The sequence below is a fragment of the Bacillus sp. cl96 genome (assembly GCF_900100505.1).
Lineage (GTDB): Bacteria > Bacillota > Bacilli > Bacillales > Bacillaceae_G > Bacillus_A > Bacillus_A cereus.
Window position 1 is genome coordinate 267,901 of the sequence record NZ_FNDM01000003.1, and the last position, 18,773, is coordinate 286,673.

Consider the following 18,773-nt stretch of genomic DNA (forward strand, 5'->3'; position numbering starts at 1 on the left):
GTATGAGTCAGTTAATTAAGTAGGTGAAGATAACGCCTGTGAAAAGGTTGGACAAGGTTAGTTTGTTTCTTGAAACGTAAGGAGTTAGTAGCGTTACGTGAGAAATACCGACCGTATAATTCTGCGAATGAAGACAAAACGATTAAAGCCGCCAGAGATGGCGGCCTCATTTTTGGTAGCTAATCCATATTTTCATAGAAATTGTAGATTGGGTAATCCTGAATTGTTTCTTTTTCTTCATCTCTAAGAGAATCAAATAATCTATTGGCTTTTAACTTATTTTGTAATAAGACCTCACACGCGAAACGCAATTTTTGGTCTTTGTTATTCTCGGCCCTCTCTTGTATATTTAAAATGTCATCTTGTTCTTCTGATGATAGTACTCCACATTGCTTAAGTTTAATAAGATATATATTTACCTTTGCGATATCAAATTCAGGGAATTTTACTAAGTATCGTTGATTCAAATTAAGAGCAAGATCTAAATATTTTTTATCATTATATTTATCATAATAGTTCATGAAATTTAAAGAAATATTAATTATCAGACCATTTCCAGCCTCTATATCATGATGTTTATCAGAAAATGATGCTTTTAAGATATCGAAATCAAAGTTAGTATCCTCAACCATTTCTTCAATATCTTGAGAGAGGTAAACGCTTATTTTTTGATAATATTCATTCCAATTTTCAGGTACCCAAGTATCTTTTTCGAATTTGTTATCTATACCATCTTTAGGTAGTAAACCGCCTATTTTTGTTAACACTTCTTCACTATAGAAATTAATCAAATTGTCATCTATATATATTAATTTTAATTTCACGTATTTAGAAATTTCAATGTTATAAATTTTGAAATTTTGTAGTTTTTCATGTTCTGGAAGGTTTAGCGAATCATAATTTCTATTTTTAAAAATATCAAATATAGCATTAAATAAAAACGATAAATCTTCTTCATCATTAAATACATAATTTTCGTTTATCCCAATTTGATTACAAATGTCTATTAGCTCTATGTATAATTTAATATCATTTTCGATTTTCTGGAAGTTTTCCTTGTGATTTAGTTTTGCATTTAGCTGTATAGATTGAAAAGGAAGTTGATTATGTTTCAATAGATAATCTATTAATTGTAAACATTTTACATATGATGCTAGTGTTTTTAATTTCCCTAGATGAACTGCACAAGTATTTTTCGTTTTATCTAATTCAAAAGTTAAAGTTTCTTCTATAACGACTATACGTTTTTCTACAGTCTCAACAGCATGGTAATTTATATGTATTTTCTCATCGTTTAAGCAAATAGTTTCATTATCAAACTTGCTTATTTCTGTTATGTGTGCTATTTCAAGAGGCATTTCAATGTCTTCGAGTACCCCATAAATATAAGCAGGCTCTTCGAAAAAATCAAAAGTCTCTTTTTTTATGTCAACAAAACTTATCTTATAATGTGTAAATTCTGGTTCTGTTAGTGCCTCTATATAATGTTTTGGTTGCCTTTCAACTACATTGATAAGTGTTTTACAGACGGACTCTAAATTATCGGTTTCCATCCTTTTAAAAGGGATGGTGATAGATTCTTTTTTGCTTTTATCAAGTGTAGATAAGAGACTTTTTAGATCTAAAGGGGCCAAAATTCGATAATAAGCTTGCCTTTGATACGTTGTTGGGTTTATTGTTACTACAAAGTATAATACACCACAATTGTTATTGTAATAGACTTCCAAGTCCTTCTTGTCTACGCTATGTTTTATTTTTCCTTTCTTATGAACTCTTTTAAACGTAGTAGTTCCTTTAATTTGTATCGGAACTTTACCAATAAAATTTGCCTTCTTTTTCTGATAGTCATTATAGACTTCAATGTCACCATCAAGAGAAATTCCTTTATCATTCCATTGCACGTTACTATGTAAATGGAACGGAGGCTGAAGTATTAAGGTATTTATTTCTAAACATGCTAAATGTTCAATAGTTGTTGTATCCATTAATAACTCTTTTTTTACACCCATCAAAATATCTCCCTCTTCGTAATTAATATAAAATTAAAGAAAATAGTTTATTAAAGCTACTATATTAATTAATTTTACCACATATGTACTAAGTTTTACTTCTTTAGTTATGTATACGTAATAGGAAAACGTTAAGCCTTCCACTTTACGTATTTTAATCGAAGAGGAGACGATTACAACTACGAATTTGAAGATACACTAACCGAAGGACTTACAAGTCGCGTCGTAAATACATACGAATATTTTAATTAAGCGAGCCTACGGGTTCGCTTTTTTATATTTTACTTTAATTTAACGGAGGTTTTAATTTAATGAAGTTTACAGAGCGAGAACGACATTTAACTAAGATGCTATTACTAATGGATAAATCATGTAGCAAACTTTCGGAGAAGTTAACAGATTTATTTGGCGGTGACTCATTCATAGCTATCGAGTTAGTAAAAGACGATTTTATCTTTGAAGCATTGGAGATAGGGACGTCTGATGTAGCGATAAATATCGTAATGGATTATATCAATGAGAAATTAACATCAGATCAAGCCGTCAGTGAAATCGAAGAATTACTAACACAGTTCGAAGAAAAGGACGTGATTTAATCATGAGTACACAAAACGAATTTTTCTATTGCTATTCACCAGTATTACACGTCTTCCTAAAGGAACGAGGCCAACGGTATACCTGTGCGGGACTTAACGAAAATACGCTACGTAAGTTTTGGCAGTATTACCGTACAGAGGAGTTAGATAGTTTATTGACGGAGTGGCAATCGAATAAGCCTAAGTAATTTAATTTTACGTTTACTTTATGCTGAATAACTTATATGCGGAGGACGATATATATGCCGAATAAATTTGAGTATTTAGCTAACGAAGCTATCCAACGAAAAGAATACGCAATGACGCCAGGGAATAGATTAACGGGTAATGCACCGATTCCACACGACCTTTGGCGTCGGATTATTCCAATCGCTAGAGAGTACGATAAGGCAAACGTATCTATTGCGCAGTTATATTCGTACCTACTGGCGTATGTTAACGGCAAGAAGGACAACGATTGTTATATGAGTGCGTTCCCTTCGGTCGATAAAATAGCTGAAGAAACTGGGATAGGTCGTAATAGAATTGCGAAGTTATCAAACGTATTGATAGCCGTTGGGTTAATTAAGACAGTGTACGACTATGCGACTAACAAAAGAGATAAGCTATATTTTCCGTTGTACTATTCGTCGTTGACTGACGAGGAAATCAGACGGAATTTAGACGAGTTATATCGTTAATCACTCTACAGTGATTTAGGTCAATCACCGAGGAGTGACGTAGGTAAATCACTGTAGAGTGACGGTAATAATAACAAACGTAATAATAACGAACTTAATAATAACAAACAAAAGATTAAGAGAGTATAAGTACTATTCGGTAAGTATTCACTAACGTTCATACTTACCGGTAATCCTTTTCTATCGAAAAGAATTACTATCTTATATAGTCGATAAAGTACTTATATAAAAGATACTCCGCTAAAGTAATAAAAAGAAATAGTTAGTTAGTTATGCCATCTCTTTTGGCAATGGCATCTAACTTACCAGTCGGTAGAGATGTGAAAAGATCATTAATTTCTTTAGGTTCCGTGATTTGATTTTGTATGATGAAGTTTATTAAAGCGAATAGTTTTAATGCAATTTCATGATTATCTTTCATATCTATCGTTCCAGGGTGAACTGATTCATTTCCAATTACTCTAAGTACATCAAGCGCTTGTTGTACCTTGACCGGCAAACCTTTTTGAACTAGAGATTTTATATCAGAATCAATATGTGTACCCGATTCACCTAACGATTTCAATAGCTTTTGTAATGAAAGCCTTAATAGTGCTGCCGCACCTCTAGGTGAATCTTTTAGTATATTTGCAGCCTCATTATAATCATCAATTATCTCTACTGGCATATCTGGATGTGGTTTAGGGGCTAAAGATTTTGTTGGGTAAACCATTTCCTCATTATACCAGAAAGAGTATTCTTGACAATGAGTACACTTGCAAACGATTAAATTTCCTACATGTAAATAAGAGCTTTTTTTATAATCCCAGTATTGAGCTTGTCGCCATTCTTGAACTGCAACTATATCGCAATGTGGACAGCAGAAAGTTTCTTGTTTAAATGTAGGGGTAGTTTTATTTTGCATTTTTGTCAATCCCTTCTTTTTATATATCCTAATATTAATATGTCCATGAGTTTATGGGAAGAGAAAATAAATATATTTTTTACGGATTATGTATTATATAAACGGAAAGGAGGACGTAATACATGGCATTAAAACGATTAAACACGGAACATTTAACCGCTATTAAATGGTTAGCATTACCGAATAAAGGCGGTAAGACAAACGATGAGATCGCTGAGATATGCGGTGTATCTAGACAATCGATTCATAACTGGCGTAAGGATACGTTATTCGAACGTGAGTTAAAAAAGGAAATGGTACGTAATAGTCAAGACCAGTTACCTAATTTAATCGCATCACTATCCGAGATTGCTATTCGAGATGGTAATGCGGCTATGGCGAAGTTAGCGCTACAGATTAACGGTATGCTTACCGATAAGGTAGAGGTAGAAACGAAGGCTAAGACAGGCGAGATTAACTACGAGGAATTGGACGAAGAGATTGCATCGTTTGAAGCGAGGATTGAAGAAGACGTAAAGTAATCGATTATATTAGGAATATATAATAGGAAGAAACTCATCAGGATATTATGCGGTGATATAACATAAATCTTTACAAAAGTTTACCGTAGGTCAGTCGATCGCTCTAGACGGATGCATCCTCGAAACTTTTCGGACTATTTATGCATGTTCTTATGCAATGTATATCGATGTGGTGGACGCTACAAACGTTGATACTACACATGTATAAAATAACTAACGAATAAATGAACGATAATAATTGTACAAACGTTGATATAATAACGTTTTGATTCGGAATTGAATGTAACAAAAGATGATTCTGTTACATTAGATATTCGGGAAGGTGCATAAAATATACGGGATAGAAAAAGGGGCGGGGGATGGTTTTTTGAACAAGCCCCGTCAGGTACGAGAGAAATCCGCGTACCCAAAATAACGTTTGAGTTTACGTTAGTGTAAAACGAAAAAGACCACGTCGTCAAGACGCAGTCCTTACAAGTTTATTTCGATATAAACATCGTCGATTTGTTTCTGTTCGATACAGAGATATACGAGTGTTTCTCGTTGGCTTGAATGGTTTAGTATCGTTTGAAGTAATGCTAAATCAGTACCGTTCTTATACGCGTGAAATGCAAACGTTTTTCGTAATGTGTGCGTACCAATTTCGATATTAAGCCCGGCACGATCAGCCGCAGTATTTAAAATTCTATACGCTTGGATACGAGAGATTGCTTTATCACCTTTACGAGAAGGGAACAACCAATCGTTATCGTCAGCCGTTGGTGGGATTAATTCCACGACGGCTTTTTTTATGGATGCGTTTAGATGGAATCGTTTAGATTTGCGAGTCTTTGTTTCTTTTAGCGATATAGATTCCTTACCACTTACATCTCCGACTTTGAGTTTCAATATATCGGAAATACGTAACGCGGAGTTTATCCCGAATATGAAAAGTAATAGATCGCGCGGCTTTCCAGCTAGCGCTTTTTTCATTTTATCTATATCCCGTTTGGAACGGATAGGTTGAACTACACCGGACATATGTATTACCTCCAGTTATTTAATGTAACGTAATCTCATTTTGTTACTTTCAGTATAACGGTTAAATTTTCCATAGTCAATTACTAATTACGAAAGGAGACGGTTAATATCGCATGGATCAATGGAGAATGGTTCGATAGAAAAGAACGTTTAGAAAAAGTAAATCAATTACGAAAGTACATCGTACCTAGAGTACGTAACCGACACAAACTTACTGACGATGAAAAATTCGAGCTTAAAACGTATATCAACGAGTTTAACCGTCTCCAAGATATAAACCGAGGAGAAACGGATTTACTTTTCTTCGCTTACAATTACTTCGGTGAAAATCGAAATAAAGAAAACACCGGTAACTGGATACCAGAATTTCAAGTTCCGCAAGGCTTTAACTTAGACAACATCACGGAATACGCACCGAATTTCCACGAAGAAATATGCGACATTATGAACGTAGTATCTAACGATGAAATAAACAAACGAGTAGCAGTTGCCGCACCTCGTTCGCATGCAAAATCGTCTTATTTATCGAAGGCTTTTCCGATTCATGAAATTTGTTACCGGAAGAGAGCCTACATCATATTAATTTCGGAAACTCCTTCGGTATCCAGCGCCAACTTAGAGTGGATTAAGCTACAACTACAATCTAACGATAAGCTACGACGTGACTTCGGATCGTTGTTACATACGAAGCAACAAATGAATCCGAGGGATAATACGTCAGAGTTTATCGCATGGGAACCGAAAGGGAAAGACGATAAGAAATTACTAACGTTAGTTCAAGCGGCTTCCACTGGACAAGCATTGCGTGGTCGAAACTGGAACGGTAAGCGCCCGGATTTAATCGTGTGTGATGACTTGGAAGATAAGCGTAATACTAATACGGCTCAACTACGCCAGGAATTAAAGGATTGGTTCGCTCAGGTAGTTATTCCGTTAGGTGATCCGGAAGGTAAGCGGACAGCAATCGTATTTATGGGTACGACAGTTCATCCGCAATCATTATTAATCGATATTATGGAGCGACGTTCCGACTTTGAATCTCGTAAATACAGAGCACTAATTACTCCGCCTACTCGACAAGATTTATGGGCGGAATGTGAACGTATTTATAAAGATCGAAAGAATAAATCGAGAGCAAGAGACGCTGAACTGTTCTTTACGGCACATCATGACGAAATGGTAGAAGGCGCTGAGGTACTTTGGGAAGAAGTACAGCCGGTATTTAAATTAATGAAGTTCAAATGGGATAACGGTAGCAAAGCGTTTAATACTGAGCTACAGAACAATCCTATAGATGAGGAAGTAATGGTATTCAATCCTGATAATTTCAATTACTGGAATGATAAACAAATAAACCGTAACTTCCTTAGCGGAGAATACTTCGTCTCCATCGGAGTTGACTTAGCGATGGGGAAAGAACGAGGCGATTATTCCGCAATTTCAATCGTGGCCAAGCATAAAGAGACAGATACAATTTACGTTATCGATTCGTATGGCGAACGATTACACCCCGACAAGTTTATGAAAGTTATTGTTGATAAAGTTCTTCATTTTCGACCGGATGCAATAGCGGTTGAGGCGCAAGCAGCGCAGGAATTCTTTGCGGATATGCTTTCTAAACGGTTAATCGAAAAAGGTTATCCGGCAATGACTCGTTTATTCAAAATTAAGCAACGTTCTCGAAAAGAGTTACGTTTAGAGGCGTTGTTACCGCGGATAGAAAACGGAGAAATCCAATTTGACAGAAGGCATTCGTTATTACTTGAGCAGTTTCAATACTATGGAACGAATATGCACGATGACTTACCTGATAGTTTAGAGATGGCTGTTTCAGTTACGGACAAAGGACGTAAAAGAAAAGCAGGAAACGCCGGTAACTATCGATATTAAAGAAAGGAGGTAACATATGCGAATTTCCCCTGATAGGAATCTAATGAATCCCATCGAGTATGTCGCCCCTATACGTACAGCATTAGGAGACACCGAATGGCAAAGAATCCTTGATGAAATCAGGCTATATCGACGATATGACGGAGACTTGAATGTTTGGTCTGATTATACAAAGCCGTCACAACTGGATTATGAGCCTACGAAATTAGAACTTAATTATCCACGAAAGATAGTCGATACGATTGCGGCTTGGCAATTCGAGAAGGAACCGAAAGTAACAGTCCCACCCGATGTCTTAGACGACCCAGCACTAATGATTCAACCAGGCTATACACCTAGTGAAGAACAGCAGACGGAGAATAGTCGAGCAAAAGCAAAAGAGCGATTATTAACGTGGGTTTGGGACGATAATCGAATGCACGAAAAGCTGTTAGCCGCAGCAAAAGACCGTTCGATTTCTAGAACGGGTGTTTACGCACGTATTCATTTCGATAACCGACGTGGAGAGTTTAAAATCATTTGGCATCCATCTACGGAAGTCATTGCGGTACACAACGAATGGGATAAGGATCAGTTAGATGCTGTGCATTTCATTGCATGGCTTGACGATGAACAAACTCGATTGTGGAAACTTTCATATTACCTGGTATGGCACGAAGAAGCTGGAAAATATGATTGCGAAATTGAAGAGGCCGTTCATGACGGAGATTTAAACGTACAGGAGTCGAGGGTTGAGCGTTCATCAATGGGTCTCGATTTTATTCCGGTAGTGCACGTTCCTACCGAGAAACTAAGCGGTCGAACTACCGGTTATAGTGAATTAGAAAAAACGATTGAACTGTCGGAAGAGATTGACCGTAAGATGTCGGATTACTCGGACGCGATTCGTTTTGAAATGTTCGCTATTAATCTACTTGTTAATGTAGACGAGGATCCGAAGAATCCGTTACAAATCGCTCCAGGTGCGAAATGGAATCTCGGCGATGGAGATAAAGAAAGCGGAGTACCGAGTGCAAGTAAGTTAGAAAGCGGATTTAAGTTTAAGGAAACGATTGAAGCATATCTTGACCGTTTGCAAAAACGACTACATGAAAAAGCGGAGGTACCAATCGTAAATACAGCCGACATGAACACCGGAGGAATTAACGATATGGCCGTTCAACTTATGTTTAGCTCGATTATATCGAAGACTCAACGTTCATGGGTAATATGGCAATCGCGTTTGCAGACACTAAACGAATATATCCTTAGATATATGAAAGCGAGACAAGAGCACCCACGTTTTAAGTACGATAAGGAAATGCTCGCAAAGATAGACGACTATTACTCTAGCGAGATTATTTTCGGATTACCTTTACCGCAAGATCAAAAAGCACTAATAGAACAGCTAGGAGAAGAAATATCCAACGAAATTGAATCTATTAAAGGCGCTATTACACGAAGTGGTAAAGAAAATGCAGAACAGAAGTTTATGGAGATTATTCAAGAACGTCAACTTAAAAGACAAACACAGGACCCTTATAAAGAGTGATGTAAATAGGCCTTACGGAATGGCATTAAACTTTCGGATGAATAAAACCATAGCCGACGGGCTTAAAACGGTTGGAGGTAATAACATGAGTGAAGTAGTAAAAGAGGATGTTGTCGTAACGGATATAAAGGAAGATACGAAAACTCTTACACAAGAACAGGTCGATGAAGTAGTTGCTAAACGACTTGAACGTGAGCGCAAAAAATACGAAGACTATGATGATATTAAAGCGAAATTAATTGCGTTTGAGCAAGCGGAAGAAGAACGAAAGAAACAAGAAATGACTGAAGTGGAACGTTTGCAAGCTGAAAAAGATGAAGCGGCTAAAAAAGCGATTGAAGCTTCCGAATTAGCGCAGAAAGCACAAGAAAAGGCAAACGCTCGAATCTTGAATACCGAAATTAAAAGTGTTGCACGATATTTGAATGCAAACGACCCAAACGATGTATTGGCGCTATTAGATAAGTCGGAAATTAATGTCGATGAAGAAGGAAACATCCAGGGCGTAGAGTCAGCAGTCGAGGCTTTAAAAGCAAGTAAGCCGTGGATGTTCAAACAAGTAATCGGAGTAGATGCGTCAGGCGGTTCTAATCCCGTAACCAATCCGAAAGCTAATGAATTATCAGCGTTAGAAAAAGAATTAACAGAAACGAAGGCTGAAGCGTTAAAAAATCCAAAGCTTGCTGGTAAGGTTACGCAATTATATAACAAAATACTCGAATTAAAATCGAAGAAGTAGATTAGTCGTTGGTTCCAAACCGACGGCTTTTTTATATTAAAAAACAATTAGGAGGCTATTAAACATGGCAGTAGCAAATACTTATGATTTCCAACAACAGGTTCGTCAGATGCAGGCGAATGTAGATTTAATCCTTACGAAAGCACCGGTTTTATTCGGTATTATTGGTACGGGCGAAGCACTTACGCAAACTAAATTCGAATGGCAGAACGATTACTTAAACAGCGATACAGGTATAGTTAAGACAGCCGCAGCGGCAGATGTGACAGAATTGGAGTTAGGTACGGGTGAAGCACGTAAATTTACAGAGAAAGCATTAGTGCAGAACGGTCTTGAAGTGTTACGCATTGTAGCAGTGGATGAGTTAGCAGATAAAATTACAGTACAGCGTGGGTATGATTCAACTACGCCTGAAGCGATTGAAGCTAAAGGTGAATTGAAAATTATTGCTCGACCACGCCCCGAAGGTGAAGATACTTTCCGTAAAAACGAAATCAATGATCGTCTAGTATCGTTCAACTTCTCACAAATCTTCTCTAGATACGCTTCTGTATCTCGTACACAACAACAAGTAAACACTTACGGCGTAGAAGACGAGCTAGATTACCAAGTCAACTTACGATTACAAGAATTAATTCGTGAAGCTAATAACTCGTTAATTTATGGACGTAAATATATTGGTTCAGGACAACAACCGCGTTCTACAGGTGGTTTATTTGCATTCGCTAGTGAGCAAGGTTCACACGTTCAGGACTTCAAAGGTAAAGAAATCGATGCTAAATCGTTAAATGATGCAGTTGAACAAGTATTTGTTAGAGGTGGTTCAGCAAATACAATCTTATGCGCACCGAATGTAGCTCGACAAATCACTAAGTTAGGCGGTAACACTATTCAAACGACTCGTCAGGATACAGCCGCTGGTTACCAAATCTTATCGTTCGTGTCTGACTTACCAGGTGGTGCGATTTCTAGCGTAGTTGTTGACCAAAATATGCCGAAAGACCGTGCGCTATTATTGGATACGAATAACATTAAGGCTCGCTACTTAACACCAATTTATGACCAAGACGCAACATTACCAGGTGGAGATTACTTCTCTCGCGTAATCCGCGGCGAACTTGGTTTCGAAATCAAGAATGCTAAAGAATCGATTGCTGTACTAAGCGGAATTTCTAAAACAGTATCTTAATTAGAGGCGGTTTAAATACCGTCTCCTTTTATTGAAAGGAGGACGATAAAATGGCGGAATATAAAACATTACCGAACTATGAATTAATTCGTCCGGATTTTCATATTCAATTTGATTCGCAAGGTGAGTATGTAACAGAAGACGAAAGTGAAATCGGATTTTTGGACGAGAAGGCCCCATTTATTGAACGTTTAGACCTAAGACCTAAACCACGAGGTAAGTCGACAACTAAAAAAGCAGAATAACGGAGGTGACGCCAAATGACGGTGTCAGAACGATTGCAGACTCGATTATCAAAGGTTCCAGGCGTTACGTCGACTGACATTGACGCTTGGCTAGCCGAAGCTTTAGTTGAATCAGATTTTACCGAAGAGGATAACGCTAATGCGGTATTTTATCTTGCGCTTACGTTTGCTTATGAAGCTATCGCAGTAGATTCGGCTCGGTTTTTTAAATATACCGATGGTGAAGAAGCTGTAGATAAATCTATGATCTTCACAAATTACCAAAGACTAGCGGCTGACGCACGTAAACAATATCGAAAATACAGACGTGGCAAAGGCGTTAGTCAGACATTTGCAAAGAGAGCAGATTGGAGGTAGTTTCGTGAGCGATTTACAAGGTGAATTTGACGAAGCACTCGGTAAGATATCGAAGCAATACGAAAAAGAAAATGAAAAACAAGTAGAAGAGACGGTAGGCGCCATTATGCTAATCCGTCTTTTTTTGCTGGACTTAATTAACGATTACCAAAAAGACGGTGTAATTAAACGGGGTAGACTTAATGCCTTATTACGGGATTTAGACTATTACGAAAAGGAGTTTCGCAAGAAGGCAGGAGTGTCATTCGAAAAAATGATAAATGATACGTCGAATTGGACAACTTCTAAACTCGCAGAAACGCCATTGAAAATAAAGGATTTAAATTCCGTAAATAAGCAAGTTGTGAGGTATATGTTAAAACGGAGAGGAGAAGACGGTTTAGTCTTGTCTGATCGAGTGTGGAATCTAGCAGGTGACATGCGAGCAGAATTAACGACGGTAATACGGCCGGCTGTACTCAAAGGTGAAAGCATTAGTTCAATTTCTCAGAAAATACGAGAAGTACATGATAACTCGAAATGGAAAATCGAACGTGTAGCAATTACGGAGAGTAATAACACGCACCGAGCAGCCACGATCTACAACGGAAACGAGAGTAATATCGTTACAGGTTACAAGATTGTAGATAACGGGCATCGACATCGGTACCACTCGCGGCATATGTGTTACAAGTTAGCTAGGCGTGACGCTTACGGATTAGGTCCGGGTAGATATCCGAAAAAGATACCTGAAAGTTTGCTAACTCAATTGATTAGTCCGCATCCTCAGTGTTCATCTCGTTTAAATTACATTATCGGTGAGGAGGAGTAACGAGTGTTAACCGAAAAAGACATTGAACAAATTCGAGCCAATCGTGAATTAATCGAACAGAATCGTCGTGAACCCATTGTTATTTGGCGAAAAGGAATGACGGAAACTGATCCAATTACAGGTGAAGAAATTCCGGGTGAAGATATTCAAGAAACAGTACAAGTCGTTTGGAAAAAGTTCACGTTAGAAGATAAAGCAAAGTTTTTAGGAACTGATGTAAAAGAAGGTGAAGCACTTGTTACTTTCCGTCTCGATATTAATTTAAATGACGTCAATTACCTCGAGAGAAACGGCATTAAATATGTAATCATGCTGATTGATGAACGAGGATTAGGCGGAATAAACCGTCGAGAAGTAGTCGTAAAGAGGGTGATTTAATGAAAGTCAGTGCACGAATCAAAGGCATGGATGATATTTACCGCATGATGAATTCTGATCGTTATAAAACGCCTGTTGCGAATACCGTTGAAAAGCATGCGAGATTACAAGCGAACACAGCTTCTAACAGAGCTCCTGTTGAATCCGGTAATTTAGCGGGAAGTATTCCGCCAAGTGTAAAACCTTTAAATGGAGATAAAACTGGATGGTTGTATGGTTCAGATATTGAATATGCAGCTGTTCAAGAATATACTCACAAAACGAAAAAAGGTTTTATGCGTAAAACGATGTTTGAGGGAGAGCAACCATTAGTTACTGACTTAGAAAAAGCGATACGACGAACAGCGAGAGGTCTATAGTATGACTACAGTAAATGATGTGATGTATTCACTAAAAAAAGCGCTAGAAGAATTCGCTCCGACCACTTGGATATATGATGGCGTTTCTTTAACTGGAAAAGAAAAACCGTTTCTTACGGTGGAGTCATTAACAGGAACTATTGACAGATATTCAAAAGATAACTACGCACGAAATCATTTAATACAAATCGGTGTGTATTCCGATACAGTATCTAACCGAAATGAATTACAAGATAGAATCATCGACCGACTAGAAAGGCGGCCTATCGACTTGTACAACATAAGTTCAAAGGTACCTAAACTAATCGGTTTTTTATATGCAGAAGTTTCGTCATGTGAGCCTATTCCGCAAGCGGATGTCACTCAAGTAACGGCGAAACACCTTAGCTTTATCACAATTAGGATTTAAATTAAGGAGGAATACTGATGGCTGAAACAACAGTAACAACAACAGCACAAGCAGCATCACCAGAATTTAAAGGGAAAGAAACGTTATATTTAATCGATATCCCGCAAGCAGATAGCACTTCTAAAACAGTTCGATTATTTAACCAAACTTCAGGTTCCCGCTCTATTGAAGCTGGTGAAATTGAATTAAAAACAAAAGATAAATCCGGTAGTGATTACGGGGATGTAACACAGTCTGTATCTATCGAGGGCGTAAGTACAGAAGGTGATGAAGCACTTGATTATATTGAGGAAGCAATTACGAATAAGAAACTGGTTAAAATCCACGAAGTTTCTTTACGTAGCGCAAAAGCTGGTGAGTACAAATCGAAAAGTGGAACATTTATGTTAAGTAGCGTTGAACTTTCTCATGAAAATGAAGAGTTCTCTAAGTACTCTATTGAAGCTAAGTTAAACGGTGGTCTGTCTGTAGGTAAAGTTACTACAATTCCACCTGGAGCACCTGACGGTTCGGTCGTTCAACCATAAAGAATTCATGAGTAGGCGAAGTCCCCTTCGCCTATTACTTTTATAAAAAATATCAACTTATTAATGGAGGTTTTTATAAATGACTAAATCATATACACGCTTTGAAGTAAAAGGAAAAGAATATGAACTTAAATACGGTTTTGAAGCAATCAAATTAATCGATAGTAATGGTGGCCCATTCGAATTTGTACAAAAAGCAATGCAAGGCGGTCTTGAAGATTTCGTTAACGTAATTTATTACGGATTAATCCATACAGGTGAAGGTATCACGCAAAAAGATATTGAGGCAGAAATTGAACGCCAATTATTATCTGAAGAGTTATCTTTTGATGACATCTTAAAGTTCAATAAAGCAGTTGTTCTTAATAGTTTTTTCTTCCAGAAGACCGTGAACAAATTACTAGCGAGCATGGGCGAGAAAGAGAAGAAAGCGTTCGAGAGTCTGTACGAATAAACATCGACGATTTACAGGCAGATTGCTTTCGGTATTTCGGTATGTCAACGCTTGAATCTAAACGGATAAGCATTAAGGAGTACCACATTATGCTTACCGGCTATCGTGAGCGTCTACTTGATACTTATGAGATTGCTAGTGTTCAAGCGCTATTTTACCGAAACGCTCAGAGTGAGAAGGTAAAGAGTCTAGATGATATATATAAGCGTCCTGAAAACGCTCGAATGTTAGAAGCGAAGGAAAAAGAGCGTGAGCAACTTACGAAAAAGATTCACGCAAACGAGTCTTTATTCGATGATATCGAACGGGCGTTACGAAGTCAAAACGGAAAAAGCGGTGAATAGTTATTAGTCAAAACAGAGTAGAAGTGCAGTTATTAGCTGATATATCGTCGTTACGGAGTAGCTTAACACAAGCAACCCAGCTTTGGCGTAATTTTCATCAAGCAGTAAGTCAGCCAATTAATATACCAGCTCCTAATATTCCGTCCCCACCGCAAATACCTAGACCATCGCCACCACCTGATATGTCAGGTTGGCAACGGACGTTTCAAAATGTAAGTAATCAAGCACAGGAAATGGGACGTAGGATACAATCAGTTGGACAAAATATGACGACGGCGTTTGCACCACTTGCTTATGCTTCTGGTAAAGCTTTCGGAAGTATGATTAAAAACTCGATGGAATTCGAGCAACAAACGAGAAAAGCGGCCGTACTTACAGGCGGTGCATATGGACAAGTTAAGAAAGATATATTAGAAATGGCGACCAGCTCCGTATATTCAACTGGACAAGTAGCGGCGGCGTATGCGGAACTAGGGGCGAAAGGATTCGAAGCAGCGCAAGCAACTGACGCATTGCCTGGTGTTTTATCAGCGGCAGCAGCGTCGGGTGAGGACCTTGGTATGGTAGCTGATACGATAACTTCCGCATTAAATGCATTTAGTATGGAAGCGAAGGATAGTGGGCACGTAGCGGACGTCCTTGCTCAAGCAGCAAATGCAACCGCCGCAGGCGTGTACGATATGCAATATGCCTTTAAGTACGCGGCAGGTCCGGCAGCACAGTTGGGTATTGGAATGGAAGAACTTGCAGCATCCGTCGGCATTATGTCTAACGCGGGTATCAAGGGTGAAACGGCAGGTACAGCGTTAAGATCGGCAATGCTCCGTTTAGTTAAACCGCCGAAAGCAGCGGCGAATATGCTGAAAGAGTTAGGAGTTACTACGACTGACAGTAGCGGGAATATGAAGTCACTCTCTCAAATTATCGGTGAACTACAAAAAGGTATGGACGGAATGACAAGCGCTCAAAAAGGCGCGGCGTTAGCCACGATATTCGGTACAGAAGCTGTTTCTGGTATGATGGCGCTCGTTTCAGCAGGTCCGGAGAAAATCGATAAATTAACGCAATCTCTCATTAAATCGGATGGTGCTTCGAAAAAAGCAGCGGACTCAATGCTTGAAGGTTGGGCAGGTGCAATTGTTAAGATGCAGTCGTCTATTGACGTAGCAGCTCGCGCATTTACAGATGCATTAGCGCCCGCAATTTCGGTTATTGCTGACGTTATTAAGAAATTAGCTGATGGATTTAATGGGTTATCTCCGACGATAAAAACGGTGATTGCTACAGTAGCTACAGCCGTTTCAGTATTTACAGTCTTCATGGCGGTACTAGGAGTTTTTATTAGTAGTATAGGAGCCACAATAACAGCGTTTGGTGCGTTAGTCGGTTGGCTAGGTAAAAGCACAATGGTCGCGAAACTTGCGAGTGCGGCAATGGTGGGATTACGAGCTGCCTTCACATTTCTAACGGGACCTATTGGTGCAACTATTGCAATTTTAACCATACTAGGAACGGCACTCGTCCAACTATACAAACACAACGAAACATTCCGTAACGCAGTAAATAGCGCTTGGGAATCGATTAAAACTACAACTATATCAGCCGTGGAATCTATGAAAGCGGCATTTGACTCATTTGGTGCGTATCTTGCAACAATCCCCGCTAAATTTTCAGCGATGGGCGTTGCGATAGGTGCCTTTTTTAGTTCTGTAACCGCTACGTTAAGCAGTATCGGTCAGAGTATAAGTGGGGCTTTCGGTTCAGCTATTGAAGGATTAACCGCTAAGTTTTCAGGTATGGGGGCAGCGATTTCACCGGTTGTAGATTTTATAAAAGCATCATTCTCATCAATCGGTAACACAATCGCTACACTAACACCGTTAATCGTACGTTTAGGATTATCGTTTTTAGGTGTGTCTGGTCCGGTTGGTTGGGTTATCGCTATTGTCGCTTCATTAGGCGCTACGATATTCAAACTTGTGAATACGAATGATCAGGCAAAAGCAGCATTGATGTCAGCTTGGGAATCAATTCAGAGTGTATTTAGCACGGTTGCTTCTGTAATCATGCCGATAATTACTTCACTAGCGAAAGGTTTTATCGACGCTTTTGCGCCGTTAGCACCGGAGTTTCAAAAGACCGGTCAAGTCATCATGGAAAGTTTCGCATCACTACAACCGGCATTTGCAGAATTAGGTGCAGCGTTTGGTGAGTTAGGTACGACTATTATGAGTCTTTTTGGAGACGTTGTAAAACAAGTAATGCCGGTAGCAATGGACTTATTTAAGTTATTCGGAGAAAACATTCAATTAATCATGCCTATGGTTACGGATCTAATGAAACTATTCGCTGATACCACGATTGAAATCATGCCTGCAATTACGCAAGTAGTTCAGGAGTTATCTCAAATGTTTGCAGAATTAGCGGCTGAAGTAATGCCGATGCTTTCACAAGTAGCACAAGAAGTGTTCCCGACAATATTAAACGTTATCCAAGCATCGGTTGGTATATGGGTAATGCTGATAAAGACTTTCGGTGAGATTCTTGTAATTGTAGCGCAAGAGATGATACCGGTCATACTAACGGTTGTACAAGAGGTATTTCCTATCATTCAATCGATTATTGAGACGGCAATTCCTATAATCATAGAAATTATTAAATTGTTCGGTGAAATTATAACGATAGTTGCTACGACTGTAGTTCCGCTGATCTTACAAGCGGTGCAAGAAGTCTTTCCGGTAATTCAAGCAATTATTCAGGCTGTAATTCCTATAATTTCAGCATTGTTACAAAGTGCAGCCGAGATTATTAAAGGCGTATTAATTCCAGCAATTCAATTCATTTTACAGATCGTGCAAGCCGTATTCCCAGCGGTAATGGGCGTTATTAAATCTGTTATTGGCATCATTACGAACATAATCAAACTATTTACGTCGATATTGAAAGGTGATTGGAGTGGCGCATGGGACGCGGTTAAGGAGATTACGTCAAATGTAATGTCGTTAATTAAAAGTATTATTGATGGAGCGATTTCTTTAATAGGTGTAATCGTACGTAACGGGTTGAATTTAGTCCAATCGATTTTCTCTAGCATATTAAATGCGGTATGGAATGTAGTCAAATCTATATTCGAGGGAATACGTAATGTGATTTCATCAGTAATTTCAGCGGTTGGAAATATTATTTCTACGGGTTGGAATGCAGCTAGTTCCGCGACTTCAAGTATCCTAGACGCAATGTCTAATACGGTATCAAATATATGGAATAAAATCATCTCGTTCTTAAAAGGGATTAACCTAATGGATATCGGTAAGAACATCATGGAAGGTATGCTAAATGGAATAACTTCGATGGCTAGTCGTGTTTGGGACAAGGTAACCGAGATAGGTAACGGTATTAAGGACAAGCTTACCGGACTATTTTCGATTCACTCTCCTTCCCGTTGGATGCGCGACATGATCGGCGTAAACATGATGCAGGGTTGGATTAACGGTGTTGACGGAATGAAAAGTTCGGTGCAACGTACGACGCAACAAATGTCTGATTGGATGAAGCCGGAAATGTTAGCGGTGGATACAGGCGTAACAATACCGAGAGGAGTAAGCGGGTTAGGTGCGTATCAATCAGCTAAACCAACGCCAAACATGTATAAGCCGAGTCAATACGATAACCATACGTCTAGAGATAAGCAACCAGCGTATATTAACGTCCAACTTGGTAAGCAAGAGTTTGCGAGATTCGTTGACGATATTACTGGCGAGCAAGAAGCGGTTAGAAAACGTAGAGATGTATTTAAAGGAGGGCGGTAGA

The 18,773-nt window shown here is 38.6% G+C and carries 20 protein-coding genes; 17 read left to right on the plus strand and 3 right to left on the minus strand.

What is annotated here, in order from left to right:
* Positions 1-179 precede the first annotated feature (179 nt).
* Positions 180-2,009, minus strand: a complete 1,830-nt coding sequence (locus BLT20_RS09035; protein ID WP_073339511.1) for a DUF4365 domain-containing protein — start codon at positions 2,007-2,009, stop codon at positions 180-182.
* Between the two features lie 311 nt (positions 2,010-2,320).
* Here BLT20_RS09035 and BLT20_RS09040 point away from each other — a divergent pair, with 311 nt between their 5' ends.
* Together BLT20_RS09040 and BLT20_RS09050 are read left to right on the plus strand one after the other, a co-directional pair.
* Positions 2,321-2,605 carry a hypothetical protein gene (locus BLT20_RS09040; RefSeq protein WP_000673113.1) on the plus strand — a complete coding sequence of 95 codons (285 nt, stop codon included), beginning with the start codon at positions 2,321-2,323 and terminating at the stop codon, positions 2,603-2,605.
* Between the two features lie 242 nt (positions 2,606-2,847).
* Positions 2,848-3,285, plus strand: coding sequence for a helix-turn-helix domain-containing protein (locus BLT20_RS09050; RefSeq protein WP_073339517.1), 438 nt, complete (start codon positions 2,848-2,850; stop codon positions 3,283-3,285).
* A 262-nt stretch (positions 3,286-3,547) separates the two neighbouring features.
* Here BLT20_RS09050 and BLT20_RS09055 read toward each other — a convergent pair whose 3' ends face one another.
* On the minus strand, positions 3,548-4,189 hold the full coding sequence (locus BLT20_RS09055) for a DUF4145 domain-containing protein (RefSeq protein WP_001180308.1): 642 nt from the start codon (positions 4,187-4,189) through the stop codon (positions 3,548-3,550).
* Positions 4,190-4,311: 122 nt separating this feature from the next.
* On the opposite strand from BLT20_RS09055, the gene BLT20_RS09060 reads away from it, so the two are divergent.
* Positions 4,312-4,710: a phBC6A51 family helix-turn-helix protein gene (locus tag BLT20_RS09060; protein WP_073339520.1), complete on the plus strand. Its 399-nt coding sequence runs from the start codon at positions 4,312-4,314 to the stop codon at positions 4,708-4,710.
* Positions 4,711-5,181: 471 nt separating this feature from the next.
* Here BLT20_RS09060 and BLT20_RS09065 read toward each other — a convergent pair whose 3' ends face one another.
* Positions 5,182-5,730, minus strand: a complete 549-nt coding sequence (locus BLT20_RS09065) for a site-specific integrase (RefSeq protein WP_073339522.1) — start codon at positions 5,728-5,730, stop codon at positions 5,182-5,184.
* A gap of 444 nt (positions 5,731-6,174) precedes the next feature.
* On the opposite strand from BLT20_RS09065, the gene terL reads away from it, so the two are divergent.
* From terL to BLT20_RS09135, 14 genes are all read left to right on the plus strand, one after another.
* Positions 6,175-7,620: a phage terminase large subunit gene (gene terL, locus BLT20_RS09070; protein WP_073339525.1), complete on the plus strand. Its 1,446-nt coding sequence runs from the start codon at positions 6,175-6,177 to the stop codon at positions 7,618-7,620.
* Between the two features lie 16 nt (positions 7,621-7,636).
* Positions 7,637-9,151 (plus strand): phage portal protein, encoded by a 1,515-nt coding sequence (locus BLT20_RS09075; protein ID WP_073339528.1) that lies wholly within the window; start codon positions 7,637-7,639, stop codon positions 9,149-9,151.
* An 85-nt stretch (positions 9,152-9,236) separates the two neighbouring features.
* The gene (locus BLT20_RS09080) at positions 9,237-9,890 is read left to right on the plus strand and encodes a phage scaffolding protein (protein WP_073339531.1); all 654 of its coding nucleotides are present in this window, start codon (positions 9,237-9,239) and stop codon (positions 9,888-9,890) included.
* Positions 9,891-9,954: 64 nt separating this feature from the next.
* Entirely contained in the window at positions 9,955-11,079 is a 1,125-nt protein-coding gene (locus BLT20_RS09085) for an SU10 major capsid protein (protein ID WP_073339534.1), read from the plus strand.
* A gap of 50 nt (positions 11,080-11,129) precedes the next feature.
* Entirely contained in the window at positions 11,130-11,324 is a 195-nt protein-coding gene (locus tag BLT20_RS09090; RefSeq protein ID WP_073339537.1) for a hypothetical protein, read from the plus strand.
* A gap of 15 nt (positions 11,325-11,339) precedes the next feature.
* Complete coding sequence (locus BLT20_RS09095) at positions 11,340-11,681, plus strand: hypothetical protein (protein WP_083605817.1); 342 nt, start codon at positions 11,340-11,342, stop codon at positions 11,679-11,681.
* Positions 11,682-11,685: 4 nt separating this feature from the next.
* Complete coding sequence (locus tag BLT20_RS09100; protein WP_073339540.1) at positions 11,686-12,492, plus strand: hypothetical protein; 807 nt, start codon at positions 11,686-11,688, stop codon at positions 12,490-12,492.
* Positions 12,493-12,495: 3 nt separating this feature from the next.
* Positions 12,496-12,870: a hypothetical protein gene (locus BLT20_RS09105; protein ID WP_073339542.1), complete on the plus strand. Its 375-nt coding sequence runs from the start codon at positions 12,496-12,498 to the stop codon at positions 12,868-12,870.
* Complete coding sequence (locus BLT20_RS09110) at positions 12,870-13,229, plus strand: hypothetical protein (RefSeq protein ID WP_073339544.1); 360 nt, start codon at positions 12,870-12,872, stop codon at positions 13,227-13,229. The genes BLT20_RS09105 and BLT20_RS09110 overlap by 1 nt, the downstream gene beginning before the upstream one ends.
* Before the next feature lies 1 nt (position 13,230).
* Complete coding sequence (locus BLT20_RS09115) at positions 13,231-13,638, plus strand: hypothetical protein (protein WP_073339547.1); 408 nt, start codon at positions 13,231-13,233, stop codon at positions 13,636-13,638.
* A 17-nt stretch (positions 13,639-13,655) separates the two neighbouring features.
* Positions 13,656-14,165: a phage major tail protein, TP901-1 family gene (locus BLT20_RS09120; RefSeq protein ID WP_073339550.1), complete on the plus strand. Its 510-nt coding sequence runs from the start codon at positions 13,656-13,658 to the stop codon at positions 14,163-14,165.
* Between the two features lie 79 nt (positions 14,166-14,244).
* Complete coding sequence (locus tag BLT20_RS09125; protein WP_073339553.1) at positions 14,245-14,619, plus strand: tail assembly chaperone; 375 nt, start codon at positions 14,245-14,247, stop codon at positions 14,617-14,619.
* Between the two features lie 41 nt (positions 14,620-14,660).
* Positions 14,661-14,963 carry a hypothetical protein gene (locus tag BLT20_RS09130; RefSeq protein ID WP_073339557.1) on the plus strand — a complete coding sequence of 101 codons (303 nt, stop codon included), beginning with the start codon at positions 14,661-14,663 and terminating at the stop codon, positions 14,961-14,963.
* 23 nt (positions 14,964-14,986) lie between these two features.
* Complete coding sequence (locus tag BLT20_RS09135; RefSeq protein WP_083605818.1) at positions 14,987-18,772, plus strand: phage tail tape measure protein; 3,786 nt, start codon at positions 14,987-14,989, stop codon at positions 18,770-18,772.
* The last annotated feature ends 1 nt before the right edge of the window (position 18,773 follow it).

What these genes read in the sequence shown, in the direction of transcription:
- BLT20_RS09080 (WP_073339531.1), top strand. Translation starts at nt 9,237, where the DNA reads ATGAGTGAAGTAGTAAAAGAGGATGTTGTCGTAACGGATATAAAGGAA.
- BLT20_RS09075 (WP_073339528.1), top strand. Translation starts at nt 7,637, where the DNA reads ATGCGAATTTCCCCTGATAGGAATCTAATGAATCCCATCGAGTATGTC.
- BLT20_RS09035 (WP_073339511.1), bottom strand. Translation starts at nt 2,009, where the DNA reads ATGGGTGTAAAAAAAGAGTTATTAATGGATACAACAACTATTGAACAT.
- BLT20_RS09085 (WP_073339534.1), top strand. Translation starts at nt 9,955, where the DNA reads ATGGCAGTAGCAAATACTTATGATTTCCAACAACAGGTTCGTCAGATG.
- BLT20_RS09120 (WP_073339550.1), top strand. Translation starts at nt 13,656, where the DNA reads ATGGCTGAAACAACAGTAACAACAACAGCACAAGCAGCATCACCAGAA.
- BLT20_RS09050 (WP_073339517.1), top strand. Translation starts at nt 2,848, where the DNA reads ATGCCGAATAAATTTGAGTATTTAGCTAACGAAGCTATCCAACGAAAA.
- BLT20_RS09095 (WP_083605817.1), top strand. Translation starts at nt 11,340, where the DNA reads ATGACGGTGTCAGAACGATTGCAGACTCGATTATCAAAGGTTCCAGGC.
- BLT20_RS09110 (WP_073339544.1), top strand. Translation starts at nt 12,870, where the DNA reads ATGAAAGTCAGTGCACGAATCAAAGGCATGGATGATATTTACCGCATG.
- BLT20_RS09055 (WP_001180308.1), bottom strand. Translation starts at nt 4,189, where the DNA reads ATGCAAAATAAAACTACCCCTACATTTAAACAAGAAACTTTCTGCTGT.
- BLT20_RS09090 (WP_073339537.1), top strand. Translation starts at nt 11,130, where the DNA reads ATGGCGGAATATAAAACATTACCGAACTATGAATTAATTCGTCCGGAT.
- BLT20_RS09040 (WP_000673113.1), top strand. Translation starts at nt 2,321, where the DNA reads ATGAAGTTTACAGAGCGAGAACGACATTTAACTAAGATGCTATTACTA.
- BLT20_RS09125 (WP_073339553.1), top strand. Translation starts at nt 14,245, where the DNA reads ATGACTAAATCATATACACGCTTTGAAGTAAAAGGAAAAGAATATGAA.
- BLT20_RS09065 (WP_073339522.1), bottom strand. Translation starts at nt 5,730, where the DNA reads ATGTCCGGTGTAGTTCAACCTATCCGTTCCAAACGGGATATAGATAAA.
- BLT20_RS09060 (WP_073339520.1), top strand. Translation starts at nt 4,312, where the DNA reads ATGGCATTAAAACGATTAAACACGGAACATTTAACCGCTATTAAATGG.
- BLT20_RS09115 (WP_073339547.1), top strand. Translation starts at nt 13,231, where the DNA reads ATGACTACAGTAAATGATGTGATGTATTCACTAAAAAAAGCGCTAGAA.
- BLT20_RS09130 (WP_073339557.1), top strand. Translation starts at nt 14,661, where the DNA reads ATGTCAACGCTTGAATCTAAACGGATAAGCATTAAGGAGTACCACATT.
- terL (WP_073339525.1), top strand. Translation starts at nt 6,175, where the DNA reads ATGAACGTAGTATCTAACGATGAAATAAACAAACGAGTAGCAGTTGCC.